Source organism: Streptomyces sp. NPDC002851, from assembly GCF_053591935.1.
In genome coordinates this window covers 150,390-165,734 of record NZ_JBSFUT010000016.1, presented here as the reverse complement: position 1 = coordinate 165,734, position 15,345 = coordinate 150,390, and the positions used below count along the sequence as shown (strand labels likewise).

At 69.3% G+C, this 15,345-nt stretch carries 12 protein-coding genes; 10 read left to right on the top strand and 2 right to left on the bottom strand.

The features are described 5' to 3' along the window. Nucleotides 1-154 precede the first annotated feature (154 nt). Nucleotides 155-1,744 carry an alpha/beta hydrolase gene (locus ACWD10_RS19050; RefSeq protein WP_451092389.1) on the top strand — a complete coding sequence of 530 codons (1,590 nt, stop codon included), beginning with the start codon at nucleotides 155-157 and terminating at the stop codon, nucleotides 1,742-1,744. A gap of 162 nt (nucleotides 1,745-1,906) precedes the next feature. Here ACWD10_RS19050 and ACWD10_RS19045 read toward each other — a convergent pair whose 3' ends face one another. Then, nucleotides 1,907-2,491, bottom strand: coding sequence for an adenylosuccinate lyase (locus ACWD10_RS19045; protein ID WP_451092341.1), 585 nt, complete (start codon nucleotides 2,489-2,491; stop codon nucleotides 1,907-1,909). A 461-nt stretch (nucleotides 2,492-2,952) separates the two neighbouring features. On the opposite strand from ACWD10_RS19045, the gene ACWD10_RS19040 reads away from it, so the two are divergent. The 9 genes from ACWD10_RS19040 (at nucleotide 2,953) to pssA (ending at nucleotide 13,946) form a co-directional block, all read left to right on the top strand. Beyond that, nucleotides 2,953-4,737, top strand: a complete 1,785-nt coding sequence (locus ACWD10_RS19040) for a 3-hydroxyacyl-CoA dehydrogenase family protein (RefSeq protein ID WP_451092339.1) — start codon at nucleotides 2,953-2,955, stop codon at nucleotides 4,735-4,737. 103 nt (nucleotides 4,738-4,840) lie between these two features. Continuing rightward, complete coding sequence (locus ACWD10_RS19035; RefSeq protein WP_451092337.1) at nucleotides 4,841-5,647, top strand: TetR family transcriptional regulator; 807 nt, start codon at nucleotides 4,841-4,843, stop codon at nucleotides 5,645-5,647. A 488-nt stretch (nucleotides 5,648-6,135) separates the two neighbouring features. Further along, nucleotides 6,136-7,473: a crotonyl-CoA carboxylase/reductase gene (gene ccrA / locus ACWD10_RS19030; protein WP_451092335.1), complete on the top strand. Its 1,338-nt coding sequence runs from the start codon at nucleotides 6,136-6,138 to the stop codon at nucleotides 7,471-7,473. Then, the gene (locus tag ACWD10_RS19025; protein WP_451092387.1) at nucleotides 7,470-9,539 is read left to right on the top strand and encodes a protein meaA; all 2,070 of its coding nucleotides are present in this window, start codon (nucleotides 7,470-7,472) and stop codon (nucleotides 9,537-9,539) included. The genes ccrA and ACWD10_RS19025 overlap by 4 nt, the downstream gene beginning before the upstream one ends. Continuing rightward, complete coding sequence (locus tag ACWD10_RS19020; protein ID WP_451092333.1) at nucleotides 9,536-10,510, top strand: HpcH/HpaI aldolase/citrate lyase family protein; 975 nt, start codon at nucleotides 9,536-9,538, stop codon at nucleotides 10,508-10,510. Before ACWD10_RS19025 ends, ACWD10_RS19020 begins: the two co-directional genes overlap by 4 nt. Before the next feature lie 6 nt (nucleotides 10,511-10,516). After that, nucleotides 10,517-11,029, top strand: a complete 513-nt coding sequence (locus ACWD10_RS19015; RefSeq protein ID WP_307712601.1) for a MaoC family dehydratase — start codon at nucleotides 10,517-10,519, stop codon at nucleotides 11,027-11,029. 2 nt (nucleotides 11,030-11,031) lie between these two features. Next, the gene (locus tag ACWD10_RS19010; protein ID WP_451092330.1) at nucleotides 11,032-12,237 is read left to right on the top strand and encodes an acyl-CoA dehydrogenase family protein; all 1,206 of its coding nucleotides are present in this window, start codon (nucleotides 11,032-11,034) and stop codon (nucleotides 12,235-12,237) included. A 172-nt stretch (nucleotides 12,238-12,409) separates the two neighbouring features. Then, complete coding sequence (locus tag ACWD10_RS19005; protein ID WP_451092328.1) at nucleotides 12,410-13,066, top strand: phosphatidylserine decarboxylase; 657 nt, start codon at nucleotides 12,410-12,412, stop codon at nucleotides 13,064-13,066. A gap of 82 nt (nucleotides 13,067-13,148) precedes the next feature. Beyond that, nucleotides 13,149-13,946, top strand: a complete 798-nt coding sequence (pssA, locus tag ACWD10_RS19000) for a CDP-diacylglycerol--serine O-phosphatidyltransferase (RefSeq protein WP_451092385.1) — start codon at nucleotides 13,149-13,151, stop codon at nucleotides 13,944-13,946. Between the two features lie 73 nt (nucleotides 13,947-14,019). Here the strand turns inward: pssA and ACWD10_RS18995 are convergent, their stop codons facing one another. Beyond that, nucleotides 14,020-15,204, bottom strand: coding sequence for a glycerate kinase (locus ACWD10_RS18995; RefSeq protein WP_451092326.1), 1,185 nt, complete (start codon nucleotides 15,202-15,204; stop codon nucleotides 14,020-14,022). Nucleotides 15,205-15,345 lie beyond the last annotated feature (141 nt).

Sequence of the window (15,345 nt, the reverse complement as noted above, 5' to 3'; positions counted from 1 at the left end):
CACCCCTGGGACGGGGTCCCGCCGCAGCCGGGCCTGAGCAAGCTTCGAGTTCCGGCGTAACGCGCATGTCGTGATCCATTTTCCGGGACCATGCCGCGGGGGGCTGTGGTGTGCACAGTCCGAACCCCCCGTCCCGGGAGGTCAGATGAGAAGGCTGAGAAAACGTACGGTCGCGCTGTTCGCCGCCGCCGCGGCAGTGGGGGGCCTGGTCACGGCCGTGCCGTCGGCGGCCGACCCCGCATCCGGCACCACCGCCAGAGCCCCGTCGGCGCGCACGACCCTGAAGTGGACCGACTGCGCCACCGAGGACTATCCGACCCTGCAGTGCTCGTCCGTGAAGGTCCCGCTCGACCACGCCGAGCCGGACGGCAAGAAGATCACCATCGCCCTGTCCCGGGTGCCGCACACGGCCAAGACGTACCAGGGACCGCTCCTGGTCAACCCCGGTGGGCCCGGTGGCAGCGGGCTCGGCCTGGCCGGCTTCGTGGCGGGCTCGCTGCCCGAGAAGGTGGCCGCGCAGTACGACGTGATCGGCTTCGACCCGCGCGGGGTCGGCGCCAGCGAGCCCGCGCTCGACTGCAGGCCCGGCCACTTCGACCCGGTGCGTCCCGCCTCCGTACCGGACCGCCCGTCCGTCGAGAAGGCCCAGCTCAAGCGCGCCAAGGCGTTCGCCGACGCCTGCGGCAAGAAGTACGGCAAGCTGCTCGACCACATCGACACGGTCAGCGCCGCCGAGGACATGGACGTCATCCGGACCGCCCTCGGCGCCGAGCAGATCAATTACTTCGGCTACTCGTACGGCACCTACCTCGGCGCCGTCTACGCCAAGCTGCACCCCGACCGGGTCCGCCGGGCCGTCCTTGACTCGGTCGTCGACCCGACCGGCGTCTGGTACGACGACAACCTCAACCAGGACTACGCCTTCGAGGCCCGCCACGAGGCGTTCGCGGCCTGGGTGGCGAAGCATGACAAGACGTACAAGCTGGGCACCGACCCGGCCGCGGTCGAGGCCAAGTGGTACGCGATGCGCGCGACCGTGACCGAGGAGCCCGCGGGCAAGAAGGTCGGCGCGGGCGAGCTGGAGGACACGTTCCTGCCCGGTGGCTACTTCAACGGCTACTGGCCGGAGCTGGCCGCGGCATTCGCGGCGTACGCCAACGACAAGGACTCCGGTCCGCTGGTGCAGGCGTACGAGAAGTTCGCGGCGGTCGACGCGGCCGGTGACAACGGCTATTCGATCTACACCGCGGTGGAGTGCCGGGACGCGCCGTGGCCGCGCGACTGGAACCAATGGCGGCAGGACAACTGGCTGGCGCACGCCAAGGCACCCTTCCTGACCTGGAACAACGCCTGGTACAACGCACCGTGCGCGTTCTGGCCCACCGGTTCGCTCACCCCGCCGGACGTGTCCAACGCCGAGCTGCCGCCGGTGCTGATCTTCCAGGCCACGGAGGACGGGGCGACCCCGTACGAGGGTGCGGTCACCGTCCACCACAAGCTGCACGGCTCGAGCCTCGTGGTCGAGGAGGGCGGCGGCAACCACGGCGTCACGCTGAGCGGAAACGCCTGCCTGGACGAGCACTTGGCGACGTACCTCACGAACGGCGAGGTACCGCGCGGCCACGGCGAGGCCGACGCGACGTGTCCGGCACAGGCGGACCCCAAGCCGGAGAAGTCCGCGGCTTCCCCGACCGCTTCGGGCAGCGGATCCACCTTGCATGGACTGTTGGGCTTCCGGCCGTGACGCCGTAACGGGTCGAATGCCGGGCGGGCGGGGCAACGGTCACGCCCGTCCGGCGTCTTCTCCCCCACCCCGCCCCTTCCCGAAACTGAGGGCTTCCCCCCCCAGGCCCCCGTGATCGCGCTGAACACGCTCGTCCTCAAACGCCGGACGGGCTGGTGGTACTCAGCTCCGCTCCACCCGCCCCAGCGCCCCCGCGGCCGCCGCCGCGAGCCGCGGGTGCGCCTGGGCGGCGGTGAGGACCGATACCGCGCGCGGATCGCCCAAGGCGCCCAGGCCCTCCACGCAGGCGAGGGCCACCTTCCAGTACGGGTCACGGGGGGACCGCAACCGTCGCTCCAGGGTCGTGATCAGTGCGGGCACCGACTCGGGCGCCCGCAGCGAAGTGAGCAGCCGGACCGGGTGCAGGGCGTAGGCGACCCGGAGTTCATTCGTGGCGAGGGCGGCCGCGGCACGCGCCGTGCGCGGATCGCGGAGCCGGGCCAGGGCGTGCGCGGCGGCGGCACAGCGCTCCGGATCGCGGTGGTTGAGCAGCAGCACAAGCGACTCGAAGGCCCTCCGGTCACCGGCGCGGCCGAGCCGGAACGCGGCCAACTCGCGGGCCCACAAAGGCTGTGCGGGCTCGACGAGGACCCGGGCGAGGGCATCGGGATCGTCGGTCGCGAGGAGCTTTTCGTACGCCGCCGAGGCTCCTCCCGCGACGGCCTCCCGCCGTAAGCGTTCCGTCACCGGCCGCAACTCTTCGTTCATAACGACAACTTTAGTGCGCACAACGCCCGCTTTGACCCGCGATCCAGGTCACAGGATTCGGGTACTCCCGAAGTCTGGCGCGCTCGTTACTGGGCAGTTAAGCTCAGACGAGCGGGCCACCACACCCGCACCCACTCTCGACGGCCTGGTGACGCAGCCGTCGAGGGAGTCAGTCGGTTCGGTGCTGTGCACCACGCGTACGACGCGGCCCCGGGACAGGGCCCGCGCCTCTCACCGGGATCCGCACGCCTTACTGCGGCCCCGGTGGCCACGCCACTCAACTCCCGGTCGTATGGCCGCATTTCGCCGTCCGCCGCCCGGCAGCCCTTACCGCGCCGGGCCCGGCCTAGGCCTAGGCCCTGTCGTCAGACTCCCGCCTGCCGCGCGACGCGAGTCTGACGACAGGACCTCGTGCCGTGCACCCTCCCAGTCGTCACTCACACCCTCCTGGAGAGTCCGCGATGGACCGTCCTTCTCTGCACACCGTGGCCGTGATCGGACTCGGCACCATGGGTACCGGAATCGCCGAGATCCTCAGCCGCGCCGGCCGCGAGGTCGTCGGCATCGACATCAGTGAGGCCGCGGCCGCCCAGGCCGTGACCGCCGTCGAGGCTTCCACGGCGCGCGCCGTGGAGCGCGAGCGCCTCACCGAGCAGGAGCGCCGCGACGCGCTCACCCGGTTCCGCACCTTCACCGACCTCCAAGCCGCCGCCGAGGCCGACCTGGTGATCGAGGTGGTCCCCGAGTCGTACGAGATCAAGCACCAGGTGATCCGCGAACTCGACGCCGTCGTGCGGCCGGACACCATCATCGCGACCGGCACCAACGCCCTCTCCGTGACCCGGCTCGCCGCCGACTCGGCCAAGCCCGAGCGCGTCCTCGGGCTGCACTTCTTCAACCCGGCCCCGGCGATGAAGCTGGTCGAGGTGGTCTCCTCGGTGCTCACCGACCCGGCCGCCGTCGAGGCCGTGACCGGGCTCGCCCTCGACCTGGGCAAGGAGCCGGTCTCGGTCGGCGACCGGCCCGGGTTCGTCGCGGACGGGCTGCTCTTCGGCTACCTCAACCAGGCCGCCGCGATGTACGAGGCCAACTACGCGTCCCGCGAGGACATCGACGCCGCGATGCGGCTCGGCTGCGGGCTGCCGATGGGCCCGCTCGCGCTGCTCGACCTGATCGGCATCGACACCGCGCGCACCGTCCTTGACGCGATGTACGCGGCCTCGCGCGACCGCCTGCACGCCCCGGCGCCGATCCTCAAGCAGCTCAGCGAGGCCGGACTGACCGGCCGCAAGGCGGGCCGCGGCTTCTACACGTACGCACAGCCGGGCAGCGCCACGGTGGTGCGCGACGCCAAGACCCCGCTCGCGGACGCGGCGGCGGACCAGGGCCGCCCGGTCTCGTCGGTCGGCGTCGCGGGTTCGGGCACGATGGCCTCGGGCATCGCGGAGGTCTTCGCGAAGGCCGGGTACGCGGTGGTCCTGGCGGCCCGCAGCCAGGAGAAGGCGGACAAGGCCAAGTCCCGTATCGCCAAGTCGCTTTCGCGCTCCGTCGACAAGGGCCGGATGACCGCGGAGGCGAGGGACACGGCCCTGGGCCTGATCACCGCGGCGGACTCGCTCGACGCCTTCGCGGAGGTCGACCTCGCGGTGGAGGCGGTCGCGGAAGACCTGGAGATCAAGCAACAGCTGTTCGCGACCCTGGACAAGGTCTGCAAGCCGGGCGCGATCCTGGCCACCACCACGTCCTCGCTGCCCGTCGTCGCCTGCGCCCGCGCCACCTCGCGCCCGCAGGACGTGATCGGCATGCACTTCTTCAACCCGGCCCCGGCGATGAAGCTGGTCGAGGTGGTCCGCACCGTGCTCACCGCGGACGATGTGCACGCCACGGTCCGCGCGGTCTGCACCAAGATCCGCAAGCACGCGGTGGACTGCGGCGACCGAGCGGGCTTCATCGTGAACGCGCTCCTGTTCCCGTACCTGAACAACGCGGTGAAGATGGTCCAGGAGCACTACGCGACGCTCGACGACATCGACACCGCGATGAAGCTGGGCGGCGGCTACCCGATGGGCCCCTTCGAGCTCCTCGACGTCGTCGGCCTGGACGTCTCGCTCGCCATCGAGCAGGTTCTGCACCGCGAGTTCCGCGACCCGGGCCTGGCCCCGGCGCCGCTGCTCGAGCACCTGGTCGCGGCCGGCTGCCTGGGCCGCAAGACGGGGCGTGGTTTCCGCGAATATGCCGGACGCTGAGCGGGGCGCCGACTGGGGCGGGCTGCTCGGACCCCCGGGCGGGCCACCGGGCAGTACCGTCCCTGAGGCGCAGCATGGCGCCACCATGCAGTACGTTCGGTCCATGTCCAAGGCCGCCAAGTCCCCTCGTACGCCCGTCGCGCCCGAAGCCACGGAGACCCCCGCGGGCAGCCGCGCCGCGGCGCAGCGCCTCAAAATGCGCCGGGAGCTGGCGGCCGCGGCGATGGAACTCTTCGCCACCAAGGGGTACGAGGCGACCACCGTCGACGAGATCGCGGCGGCGGCCGGGGTGGCCCGGCGCACCTTCTTCCGGCACTTCCGCTCCAAGGAAGAGGCGATCTTCCCGGACCACGACGACACCCTGGTCCGCGCGGAGGCGGTCCTGAACGCGGCGCCCCCGCACGAGCACCCGCTGGACACGGTGTGCCGCGGCATCAAGGAAGTCATGAAGATGTACGCGGCGTCACCGACGGTGTCGGTGGAGCGCTACCGCCTCACGCGCGAGGTGCCCACGCTCCGGGAGCGCGAGATCGCCTCGGTGGCCCGCTACGAACGCCTCTTCACACGCTACTTGCTGGGCCACTTCGACGAGCACGACCACCGCGACGGCAACGACGACCCGCTCCTCGCGGAGGTCGCGGCCTCGGCGGTGGTCACGGCCCATAACCACGTACTCCGCCGCTGGCTCCGGGCAGGCGGCCAGGGCGACGTGGAGGCCCAGCTGGACCGCGCCTTCGCGATCGTCCGCAAGACCTTCGGTACGGGGATCGGGGCGGGCCGTTCCGCCCCGAAGCCCGCGTCTGCCGCTGTCGCGGCGCAGGGCGAGGTCCTGGTGACCGTGGCCCGCACGGACGCTCCGCTGAACGAGGTCATGGCCACGATCGAGTCCGCACTGCGAGAGCGTTCTTAGAACCCACCCCGCCCCTTCCCGAAAGCTTGCAGCGGCTTCGGGGGCGCTGCCCCCGGACCCCCGCTCCTCAAACGCCGGGGGGCTATAGGTAGCCCGTCCGGCGTTTGAGGACGAGCGCGTTCAGCGCGACGCACCCCCCCTGACCTGCAATGATCGATCATCGCTCATCTGAACCCGCCCGGTGACAACTGAGAGAATTTGTTGGCACCCAGTGTCTTGCGGCCTGGCACGCCGTGCCATACCTTGAGTCTCAGTCCGGGCGGCCGGCGTGCAGAGATCCTCCGTACGTCGGCTGTCCCAGCCATCCCCCACGCCGGGGATCGCCCCGCCCGGACGCCTGCGTCACAGGCAACCTCCCGCGCCACACCAAGCGCTGCCGCACCTCTAGAACCACCCGCCGAACCGACGGCACCTCCACAGCAGCAACCCTCAGCAGTACGCACCCTCAAGTCGCGTAGCCCTCACTACGCGCTTCGCCGGAGGCAACCGTGAAGGAAATCCTGGACGCGATTCAGTCCCCGGACACCACGTCCGCCGACTTCGCCGCACTCCCCCTGCCCGACTCGTACCGCGCGATCACCGTGCACAAGGACGAGACGGAGATGTTCCAGGGGCTCGAGACCCGCGAGAAGGACCCGCGCAAGTCGATCCACCTGGACGATGTGCCGGTGCCCGAACTCGGCCCGGGCGAGGCCCTGGTGGCCGTCATGGCCAGCTCGGTGAACTACAACTCCGTTTGGACGAGCATCTTCGAGCCGCTGTCGACCTTCGGCTTCCTGGAGCGCTACGGCCGCCTCTCCGAGCTCACCAAGCGGCACGACCTGCCGTACCACGTCATCGGCTCCGACCTCGCGGGCGTCGTGCTGCGCACCGGTCCGGGCGTGAACGCCTGGAACCCGGGTGACGAGGTCGTCGCGCACTGCCTCTCCGTCGAGCTGGAGTCGTCCGACGGGCACAACGACACGATGCTCGACCCCGAGCAGCGCATCTGGGGCTTCGAGACCAACTTCGGCGGGCTCGCCGAGGTCGCGCTCGTCAAGAGCAACCAGCTCATGCCCAAGCCCGACCACCTGAGCTGGGAAGAGGCCGCCGCCCCCGGGCTCGTCAACTCCACCGCTTACCGCCAGCTCGTCTCGCGGAACGGCGCGGGGATGAAGCAGGGCGACAACGTTCTTATCTGGGGCGCCTCCGGCGGGCTCGGCAGCTACGCCACACAGTTCGCGCTCGCCGGTGGGGCCACCCCCATCTGCGTCGTCTCCAGCGACCAGAAGGCCGAGATCTGCCGGAAGATGGGCGCCGAGGCGATCATCGACCGCAACGCCGAGGGCTACAAGTTCTGGAAGGACGAGAACAACCAGGACCCGCGCGAGTGGAAGCGGTTCGGGAAGCGGATCCGCGAGCTCACCGGCGGTGAGGACGTCGACATCGTCTTCGAGCACCCCGGGCGCGAGACCTTCGGCGCCTCCGTGTACGTCACACGCAAGGGCGGCACCATCGTCACCTGCGCCTCCACCTCCGGCTACCACCACGAGTACGACAACCGCTACCTGTGGATGTCGCTGAAGCGGATCATTGGCTCGCACTTCGCCAACTACCGCGAGGCGTGGGAGGCCAACCGGCTCATCGCCAAGGGGAAGATCCACCCCACCCTGTCGAAGGTGTACTCGCTCGAAGAGACCGGGCAGGCCGCGTACGACGTGCACCGCAACCTCCACCAGGGCAAGGTCGGCGTGCTCGCGCTCGCCCCGCAGGAGGGCCTGGGGGTGCGCGACGAGGAGAAGCGCGCTCAGCACGTCGACGCCATCAACCGGTTCCGGAACGTCTGAGACGTCCGCCAGACGTACGAGGGTCAGAGGTCACGTATATGACTGAGCGTCAGAAGGACCGGCCGTGGCTCATGCGCACCTACGCTGGGCACTCCACGGCGGAGGCGTCCAACGAGCTCTACCGGCGCAATCTCGCCAAGGGCCAGACCGGCCTGTCGGTCGCGTTCGACCTGCCGACGCAGACCGGGTACGACCCCGACCACATCCTCGCCCGCGGCGAGGTGGGCCGGGTCGGGGTCCCGGTCTCGCATCTCGGTGATATGCGGCGGCTGTTCCAGGACATTCCGCTGGAGCAGATGAATACGTCCATGACGATCAATGCCACCGCTATGTGGCTGCTCGCGCTCTACCAGGTGGTTGCCGAGGAGCAGGGCGCGGATGTCGCGAAGCTTCAGGGGACCACGCAGAACGACATCGTCAAGGAGTACCTGTCGCGGGGCACGCATGTGTTCCCGCCGGGACCCTCGCTGCGGCTGACCACCGACATGATCGCGTACACGGTCAACCACATCCCGAAGTGGAACCCGATCAACATCTGCAGCTACCACCTGCAGGAAGCCGGTGCCACTCCGGTACAGGAGATCGCGTACGCCATGTCCACGGCCATCGCCGTGCTCGACGCGGTGCGTGACTCCGGACAGGTCCCCCAGGAACGTATGGGGGATGTGGTCGCGCGGATCTCGTTCTTCGTGAACGCCGGGGTCCGGTTCGTCGAGGAGATGTGCAAGATGCGGGCCTTCACCCGCATCTGGGAGAAGATCACGCTTGAGCGGTACGGGATCGAGAACCCCAAGCAGCGGCGCTTCCGGTACGGCGTGCAGGTCAACTCCCTTGGTCTGACCGAGGCTCAGCCGGAGAACAACGTCCAGCGGATCGTCCTTGAGATGCTGGCCGTGACGCTGTCCAAGGACGCTCGCGCGCGGGCCGTGCAACTTCCGGCCTGGAACGAGGCGTTGGGGCTGCCCCGGCCCTGGGACCAGCAGTGGTCGCTGCGTATTCAGCAGGTGCTCGCGCACGAGAGCGACCTCCTCGAGTACGAGGACCTGTTCGCCGGGTCGCATGTCGTCGAGGCCAAGGTGGAGGCCCTGGTCGCCGAGGCGCTCGCGGAGATCGACCGGATCCAGGAGATGGGCGGGGCCATGGCCGCCGTCGAATCCGGTTACCTCAAGGCGCAGTTGGTGTCCTCGCACGCCGAGCGGCGGGCCCGGATCGAGACCGGCCAGGAGAAGATCGTCGGGGTCAACTGCTTCGAGTCGACCGAGCCCAACCCGCTCACCGCCGACCTGGACACCGCGATCATGGCGGTGGACCCGGCGGTCGAGGGCCGGGTGACCGCGGCGCTGCAGGACTGGCGGGACACCCGCTACCAGCCGCCGTTCAACCACCCGCGCCCCTGCAAGGCCCTGGAGAAGCTGAAGCAGGCCGCGGCCACCGACGCCAACCTGATGGAGGCCACCCTGGAGTGCGCCCGCGCCGGGGTCACCACCGGCGAGTGGGCCGGGGCCCTGCGCGAGGTGTTCGGCGAGTTCCGGGCGCCGACCGGAGTCTCCTCCGCGCCCGTCGCGGTGCCGGTCGAGGCGGGCACCCCGCTGGCCGTGGTCCGCGACAAGGTCGACCGCACCGCGCGCGAGCTCGGCTCCGGCAAGCTGCGGCTGCTCGTCGGCAAGCCGGGCCTCGACGGGCACTCCAACGGGGCCGAGCAGATCGCCGTACGCGCCCGCGACGCCGGATTCGAGGTGGTCTACCAGGGCATCCGGCTGACCCCCGAGCAGATCGTGTCCGCCGCGCTCGCGGAGGACGTGCACTGCGTGGGTCTGTCCATCCTCTCCGGCTCGCACGCCGAGCTGGTGCCCGACGTCCTGGACCGGCTGCGGCAGGCCGGGGCCACGGATATCCCCGTCATCGTCGGCGGCATCATCCCGAATGCCGACGCCGAGCAGTTGAGGCGTGCGGGTGTGGCCGCCGTCTTCACGCCGAAGGACTTCGGCATCACGGAGATCATCGGCCGTATCGTCGACGAGATCCGGCAAGCGAACAAGCTCGACCCCCTGGAGGTCCTCGCATGACCAGCCCCGCTCCCCAGGTCAACCGGCTGCGCCCGCGCCGCTCCTGCCTGGCCGTGCCCGGCTCGAACCCGCGCTTCCTCGAGAAGGCCCAGGGCCTCGATGCCGACCAGGTCTTCCTCGACCTGGAGGACGCCTGCGCCCCGCTGGCCAAGCCCGAGGCCCGGCACACCATCGTGAAGTTCCTCAACGAGGGCGACTGGACCGGCAAGACCCGGGTCGTGCGCGTCAACGACTGGACCACCGAGTGGACGTACCGCGATGTCGTCACGGTCGTCGAGGGCGCGGGCCAGAACCTCGACTGCATCATGCTGCCGAAGGTCCAGGACGCCCAGCAGGTCGTCGCCCTCGACCTGCTCCTGACCCAGATCGAGAAGACGATGGGCTTCGAGGTCGGCAAGATCGGTATCGAGGCGCAGATCGAGAACGCGCAGGGCCTCAACAACGTCAACGAGATCGCGCAGGCCTCGCCGCGGGTCGAGACGATCATCTTCGGCCCGGCCGACTTCATGGCCTCGATCAACATGAAGTCCCTGGTCGTGGGCGAGCAGCCGCCCGGCTACCCGGCGGACGCGTACCACTACATCCTGATGAAGATCCTGATGGCCGCCCGCGCCAACAACCTGCAGGCCATTGACGGCCCCTACCTGCAGATCAAGAACATCGACGGCTACCGCGAGGTCGCGGGCCGCGCCGCCGCGCTCGGCTTCGACGGCAAGTGGGTGCTCCACCCCGGCCAGGTCGAGGCCGCGAACGAGGTGTTCTCGCCCTCGCAGGAGGACTACGACCACGCCGAGCTGATCCTGGACGCGTACGAGTACTACACGTCCGAGGCGGGCGGCAAGAAGGGCTCCGCGATGCTCGGTGACGAGATGATCGACGAGGCCAGCCGCAAGATGGCGCTCGTCATCTCCGGCAAGGGCCGGGCCGCCGGCATGCAGCGCACGTCCAAGTTCGAGGCCCCGGAGGCGTAAGACACCATGCAGTTCGGCCGCACCTACGAAGAGTTCGAAGTCGGCGCCGTGTACAAGCACTGGCCCGGCAAGACGGTCACCGAGTACGACGACCACCTCTTCTGCCTGTTGACCATGAACCACCACCCGCTCCACATGGACACCAACTATGCGGAGAAGACGACGGACTTCGGCAAGAACGTCGTCGTCGGGAACTACATCTACTCGCTGCTGCTCGGCATGTCCGTGCCGGACGTCTCGGGCAAGGCGATCGCCAACCTGGAGATCGAGTCGCTCCGCCACGTGGCGCCGACCTTCCACGGCGACACCATCTACGGCGAGACGACCGTCCTCGACAAGACGCCGTCGAAGTCGAAGAACGACCGCGGCATCGTCTACGTCGAGACGAAGGGCTACAAGCAGGACGGCACGCTGGTCTGCGTGTTCCGCCGCAAGGTCATGGTCCCCACCGAGACGTACATCAAGGAGCGCGGCGGCGAGCAGCCCGGCCGCCCCGAGCTCAAGGCACAGGAGAAGTAACCATGAGCCGACTCGCCCAGACCCACGGCCTGACCGACGTGCAGCAGGAAATCCTGTCCACGGTGCGGGACTTCGTGGACAAGGAGATCATCCCGGTCGCGACCGACCTCGAGCACCGCGACGAGTACCCGACGCAGATCGTCGAAGGCCTCAAGGAGCTCGGCCTGTTCGGCCTGATGATCCCCGAGGAGTACGGCGGCCTGGGCGAGTCGCTCCTGACGTACGCCCTGTGTGTGGAGGAGATCGCGCGCGGCTGGATGTCCGTCTCGGGGATCATCAACACCCACTTCATCGTGGCGTACATGCTCAAGCAGCACGGCACGCAGGAGCAGAAGGACACCTTCCTGCCGAGGATGGCGGCGGGCGAGGTGCGCGGCGCCTTCTCGATGTCGGAGCCGGGGCTCGGCTCCGATGTGTCCGCGATCACATCGAAGGGCGTCAAGGACGGCGACGAGTACGTCCTCAACGGCCAGAAGATGTGGCTGACGAACGGCGGCACGTCGACTCTGGTGGCCGTTCTGTGCCGGAGTGACGAAGGCCACCCCGAGGGCACCGCTCCGCATAAGTCGATGACGACATTCCTTGTCGAGAAGGAGCCGGGCTTCGGCGAGGTCCGCCCAGGGCTGACCATTCCCGGCAAGATCGACAAAATGGGATACAAGGGGGTGGATACCACCGAACTCATCATGGACGGACTGCGAGTTCCGGCCAATCGCGTGCTCGGCGGGACCACCGGCCGAGGGTTTTACCAAATGATGGACGGCGTCGAAGTGGGCCGTGTGAATGTTGCGGCGCGTGGTTGCGGAGTCGCGCAGCGTGCCTTCGAGTTGGGCGTCTCGTATGCCCAACAACGTCACACTTTCGGCAAGCCGATCGCCCAGCACCAGGCGATCCAGTTCAAGCTGGCCGAGATGGCTACCAAGGTCGAGGCCGCCCATGCGATGATGGTCAACGCAGCACGCAAAAAGGACTCTGGGGAGCGAAACGACCTCGAGGCAGGGATGGCGAAGTACCTCGCGTCCGAATACTGCAAAGAAGTCGTAGAGGACGCGTTCCGTATTCATGGTGGATACGGGTTCTCGAAGGAGTACGAGATCGAGCGCCTCTACCGCGAGGCGCCGATGCTGCTGATCGGCGAAGGTACCGCCGAGATCCAGAAAATGATCATTGGTCGCCGGCTGCTCGAGGAGTACCGATTCCAGGGATGAAGATCCTGATTTGGGGGTTTTCTTCGGGACGAAGATCACACTCAGTCAACGCTCTTCGGTCGCCGACTCGGCTTCCTGGCTTGCCCAGTTGCGGCTCGCAACCGATACCATCCCGGGAAAAGCCGCCGTCCCCCCATCTCCTGAGCGGCATCATCCGCTACGAAGGTCATCCATGCCCCACAGCCAATCCTCTGCACCACGCGACGGCGTTCTGAAGGGACGCCTTGCTCGCGGAGCATCGCCGTGGCTTCTGCCGACCGTCGCCACCGCAGCGCTCGGCCTCGCGCGCGCCCACCGCTCCAAGGCGGCCGCCGCCGTGGCCGTACCCGCCACCGCTCTCGCGGCAGGCATGCTGTGGTTCTTCCGCGACCCCGAGCGTGAGATCGCTCAGGGCCGGGTCATCTCTCCGGCCGACGGAGTGGTGCAGAGCATCATGCCGTGGAAGGACGGACGCACCCGCGTCGCGATCTTCATGAGCCCGTTGAACGTACACGTCAACCGTGCGCCCCTCGCGGGCACGGTGACGTCCGTGGAGCACATCCCCGGCGGGTTCGTCCCGGCGTTCAACAAGGAGAGCGAGAACAACGAGCGGGTGGTCTGGCACTTCGACACCGAGCTCGGCGACATCGAGATGGTGCAGATCGCGGGCGCCGTCGCCCGACGCATCGTCCCCTACGTCCCGCAGGGCACGAAGGTGGAGCAGGGGGAGCGGATCGGCCTGATCCGCTTCGGCTCGCGCGTCGACATCTACCTCCCCGAGGGCGTCGACGTGGCGGTCGAGGTCGGCCAGAAGACTGTGGCTGGAGTGACTCGCATTGACCGTGGTTGATCCTGAAACACAGACGGGCTGGGTTCCGGACGCCGATGCCGTCGACGACACCGACGACGGTGACGGCGCCGAGACCGAAGAGATGCCGCTCTCACTGCGGCTCTCGATAGCGGACACGCTCACGCTGGGCAACGCCACCTGCGGCTTCATGGCGGTGTACTTCACCACCACCGGCATCCTGATCCCGCACCTCACCGGCAGTGACGAGTCGGGCATGGCCCGCAACAGCGCCGCCACCGCGGTGATCCTCATGCTGTGCGCGGCGGTCTTCGACCTCTTCGACGGTCTCGTGGCCCGCAAGCTGAGGTCGTCGCCGATGGGGGCGGAGCTGGACAACCTGTCCGACCTGATCAGCTTCGGTCTGGCACCTGCGTACTTCGTGCTCGTGTACGGCATGGTCGCCGACAACACCGTGTACCAGCGGGTCGCGGCGGTGGGCGCCATCGTCGTGCTGTTGGCGGTGGTGCTGCGGCTTGCGAGATTCTCGTGCGTGACCGTGAAGGACGGCACCTTCCAGGGCATGCCCTCGCCGTTCGGCGCGCTGACGGTCGTCTCGATCGTGCTCCTTGAGCTGCCCTTCGTGGCCACGCTCCTGGCGATCATCGGCACCGCGTGGCTGATGGTCAGCCGGGTCGAGTACCCGAAGCCGCGGGGTCGCCTCGCGGTGGCGATGCTCACCTGGATCGTCCTGAGCATGGCCCTGCTCGCGGCCTGGGCCTTCGACGCACCGGGCGGCCAGCTGCTCCTCCAGACCGGCTGCGCGCTGCAGCTGGTGATGGGTGCGGTGATCCCGCTGTTCGCCACGGCCCGCCGGGTGAACAACTTCCGGGACAACCGCCGTGAGGCGCGGGAGGCCGCGCAGGCGGCTCAGCTGCCGTAACCGGCGGTCTTACGTCAAGGCCCGAGGGGCCCGAACCACGGATGGTTCGGGCCCCTCGGGCGTTGCTGAGGGATCAGATGAGTCGGTCCCGGGCGATCTGCTCGCCCACCCGCTCCAAGATCGGGCCCGCGTCCGCGATGCACTTTTCGACGTCCGGCTCGATGTCCGTCAGGGGGTACGCGCGGCTGATCCCCGCGTGCGTCAGTGCGTCCTGTGCCAGCGCGAGGCGGCCGCAGACCGCGACGACCTCGACGCCTGCCTCGCGGGCCGCCGCCGCGACCCCGGCCGGGGCCTTGCCGTGCAGGGTCTGCTCGTCGAGCGAGCCCTCGCCCGTGATCACCAGGTCGGCCCGCTCCAAGGCCGGGGCGAAGCCCAGGACGTCCAGCATCACGTCGATACCGGGCCGGAAGCGGGCGCCGAGCCCGACCAGGGCCCCGTACCCGATGCCGCCCGCCGCACCGGCGCCCGGCGCCGCGGCGTGCTCGGCCGCCTTCGGGCCGACGGACTTCTCCAGGACGGCCGCGAAGTGGGCCAGGGCCGCGTCCAGGGTCGCGACGTCCTCCGGAGACGCCCCCTTCTGCGGCCCATACACCGCCGGGGCGCCCTTCGGTCCGGTCAGCGGGTTGTCGACGTCGCTCGCGAGGATCAGGTCGACCTCGGCGAACCGCGGGTCGAGCCCGGACAGATCGGCCGTGGCCAGGTCGCGCAGCGGGCCGCCGCCGGGCGACACGGGCTCGCCGTCCTCGTCCAGGAACCGCGCGCCAAGCGCGGCCAGCATCCCGGCCCCGCCGTCCGTCGTGGCGCTGCCGCCGACGCCGAAGACGATGGTGCGGGCCCCGGCATCCAGGGCGGCGCGGAGCACCTCGCCGGAGCCGTACGTCGTGGCCGTGAGCGGTGCGAAGACGCCCTCGGGCAGCAGCTGGAGCCCGGATGCCTCGGCCATCTCCACCACCGCGGTGTCGCCGCGCAACGCGTACGCCGCGGTCACCTCGGCGCCGAGCGGCCCCGTGACCCGTACCTCGCGGCGCTCGAAGCCGCCCGCGACCGCGGCCGCGACCGTTCCGTCGCCGCCGTCCGCCACCGGCAGCGCCTCGACCGTCGTCTGCGGCGCCACCCGCCGGAGACCGGCCGTGACCCGCTCGGCGACCTGCACGGCCGTGAGCGAACCCTTGAACTTGTCCGCCGCTATCAGCACCCGTCGCGCCGCCGCTTGATCGGTCGCTGTTGCCGTCGACGGACCAGTTGCTGCGTCTGCCACCTTGGATCCCCTTGCTTTCCGGGCCTTGCTCGCGTCAAGGCAGTCGCGCCGCTGCGACCTTAACCTCACCTGGGCGTCCGTGCCCATGGCGGTCGGTGCGAGGGACGGCGTGCCACCGGAAGAAATAGGACGATTCCGCAC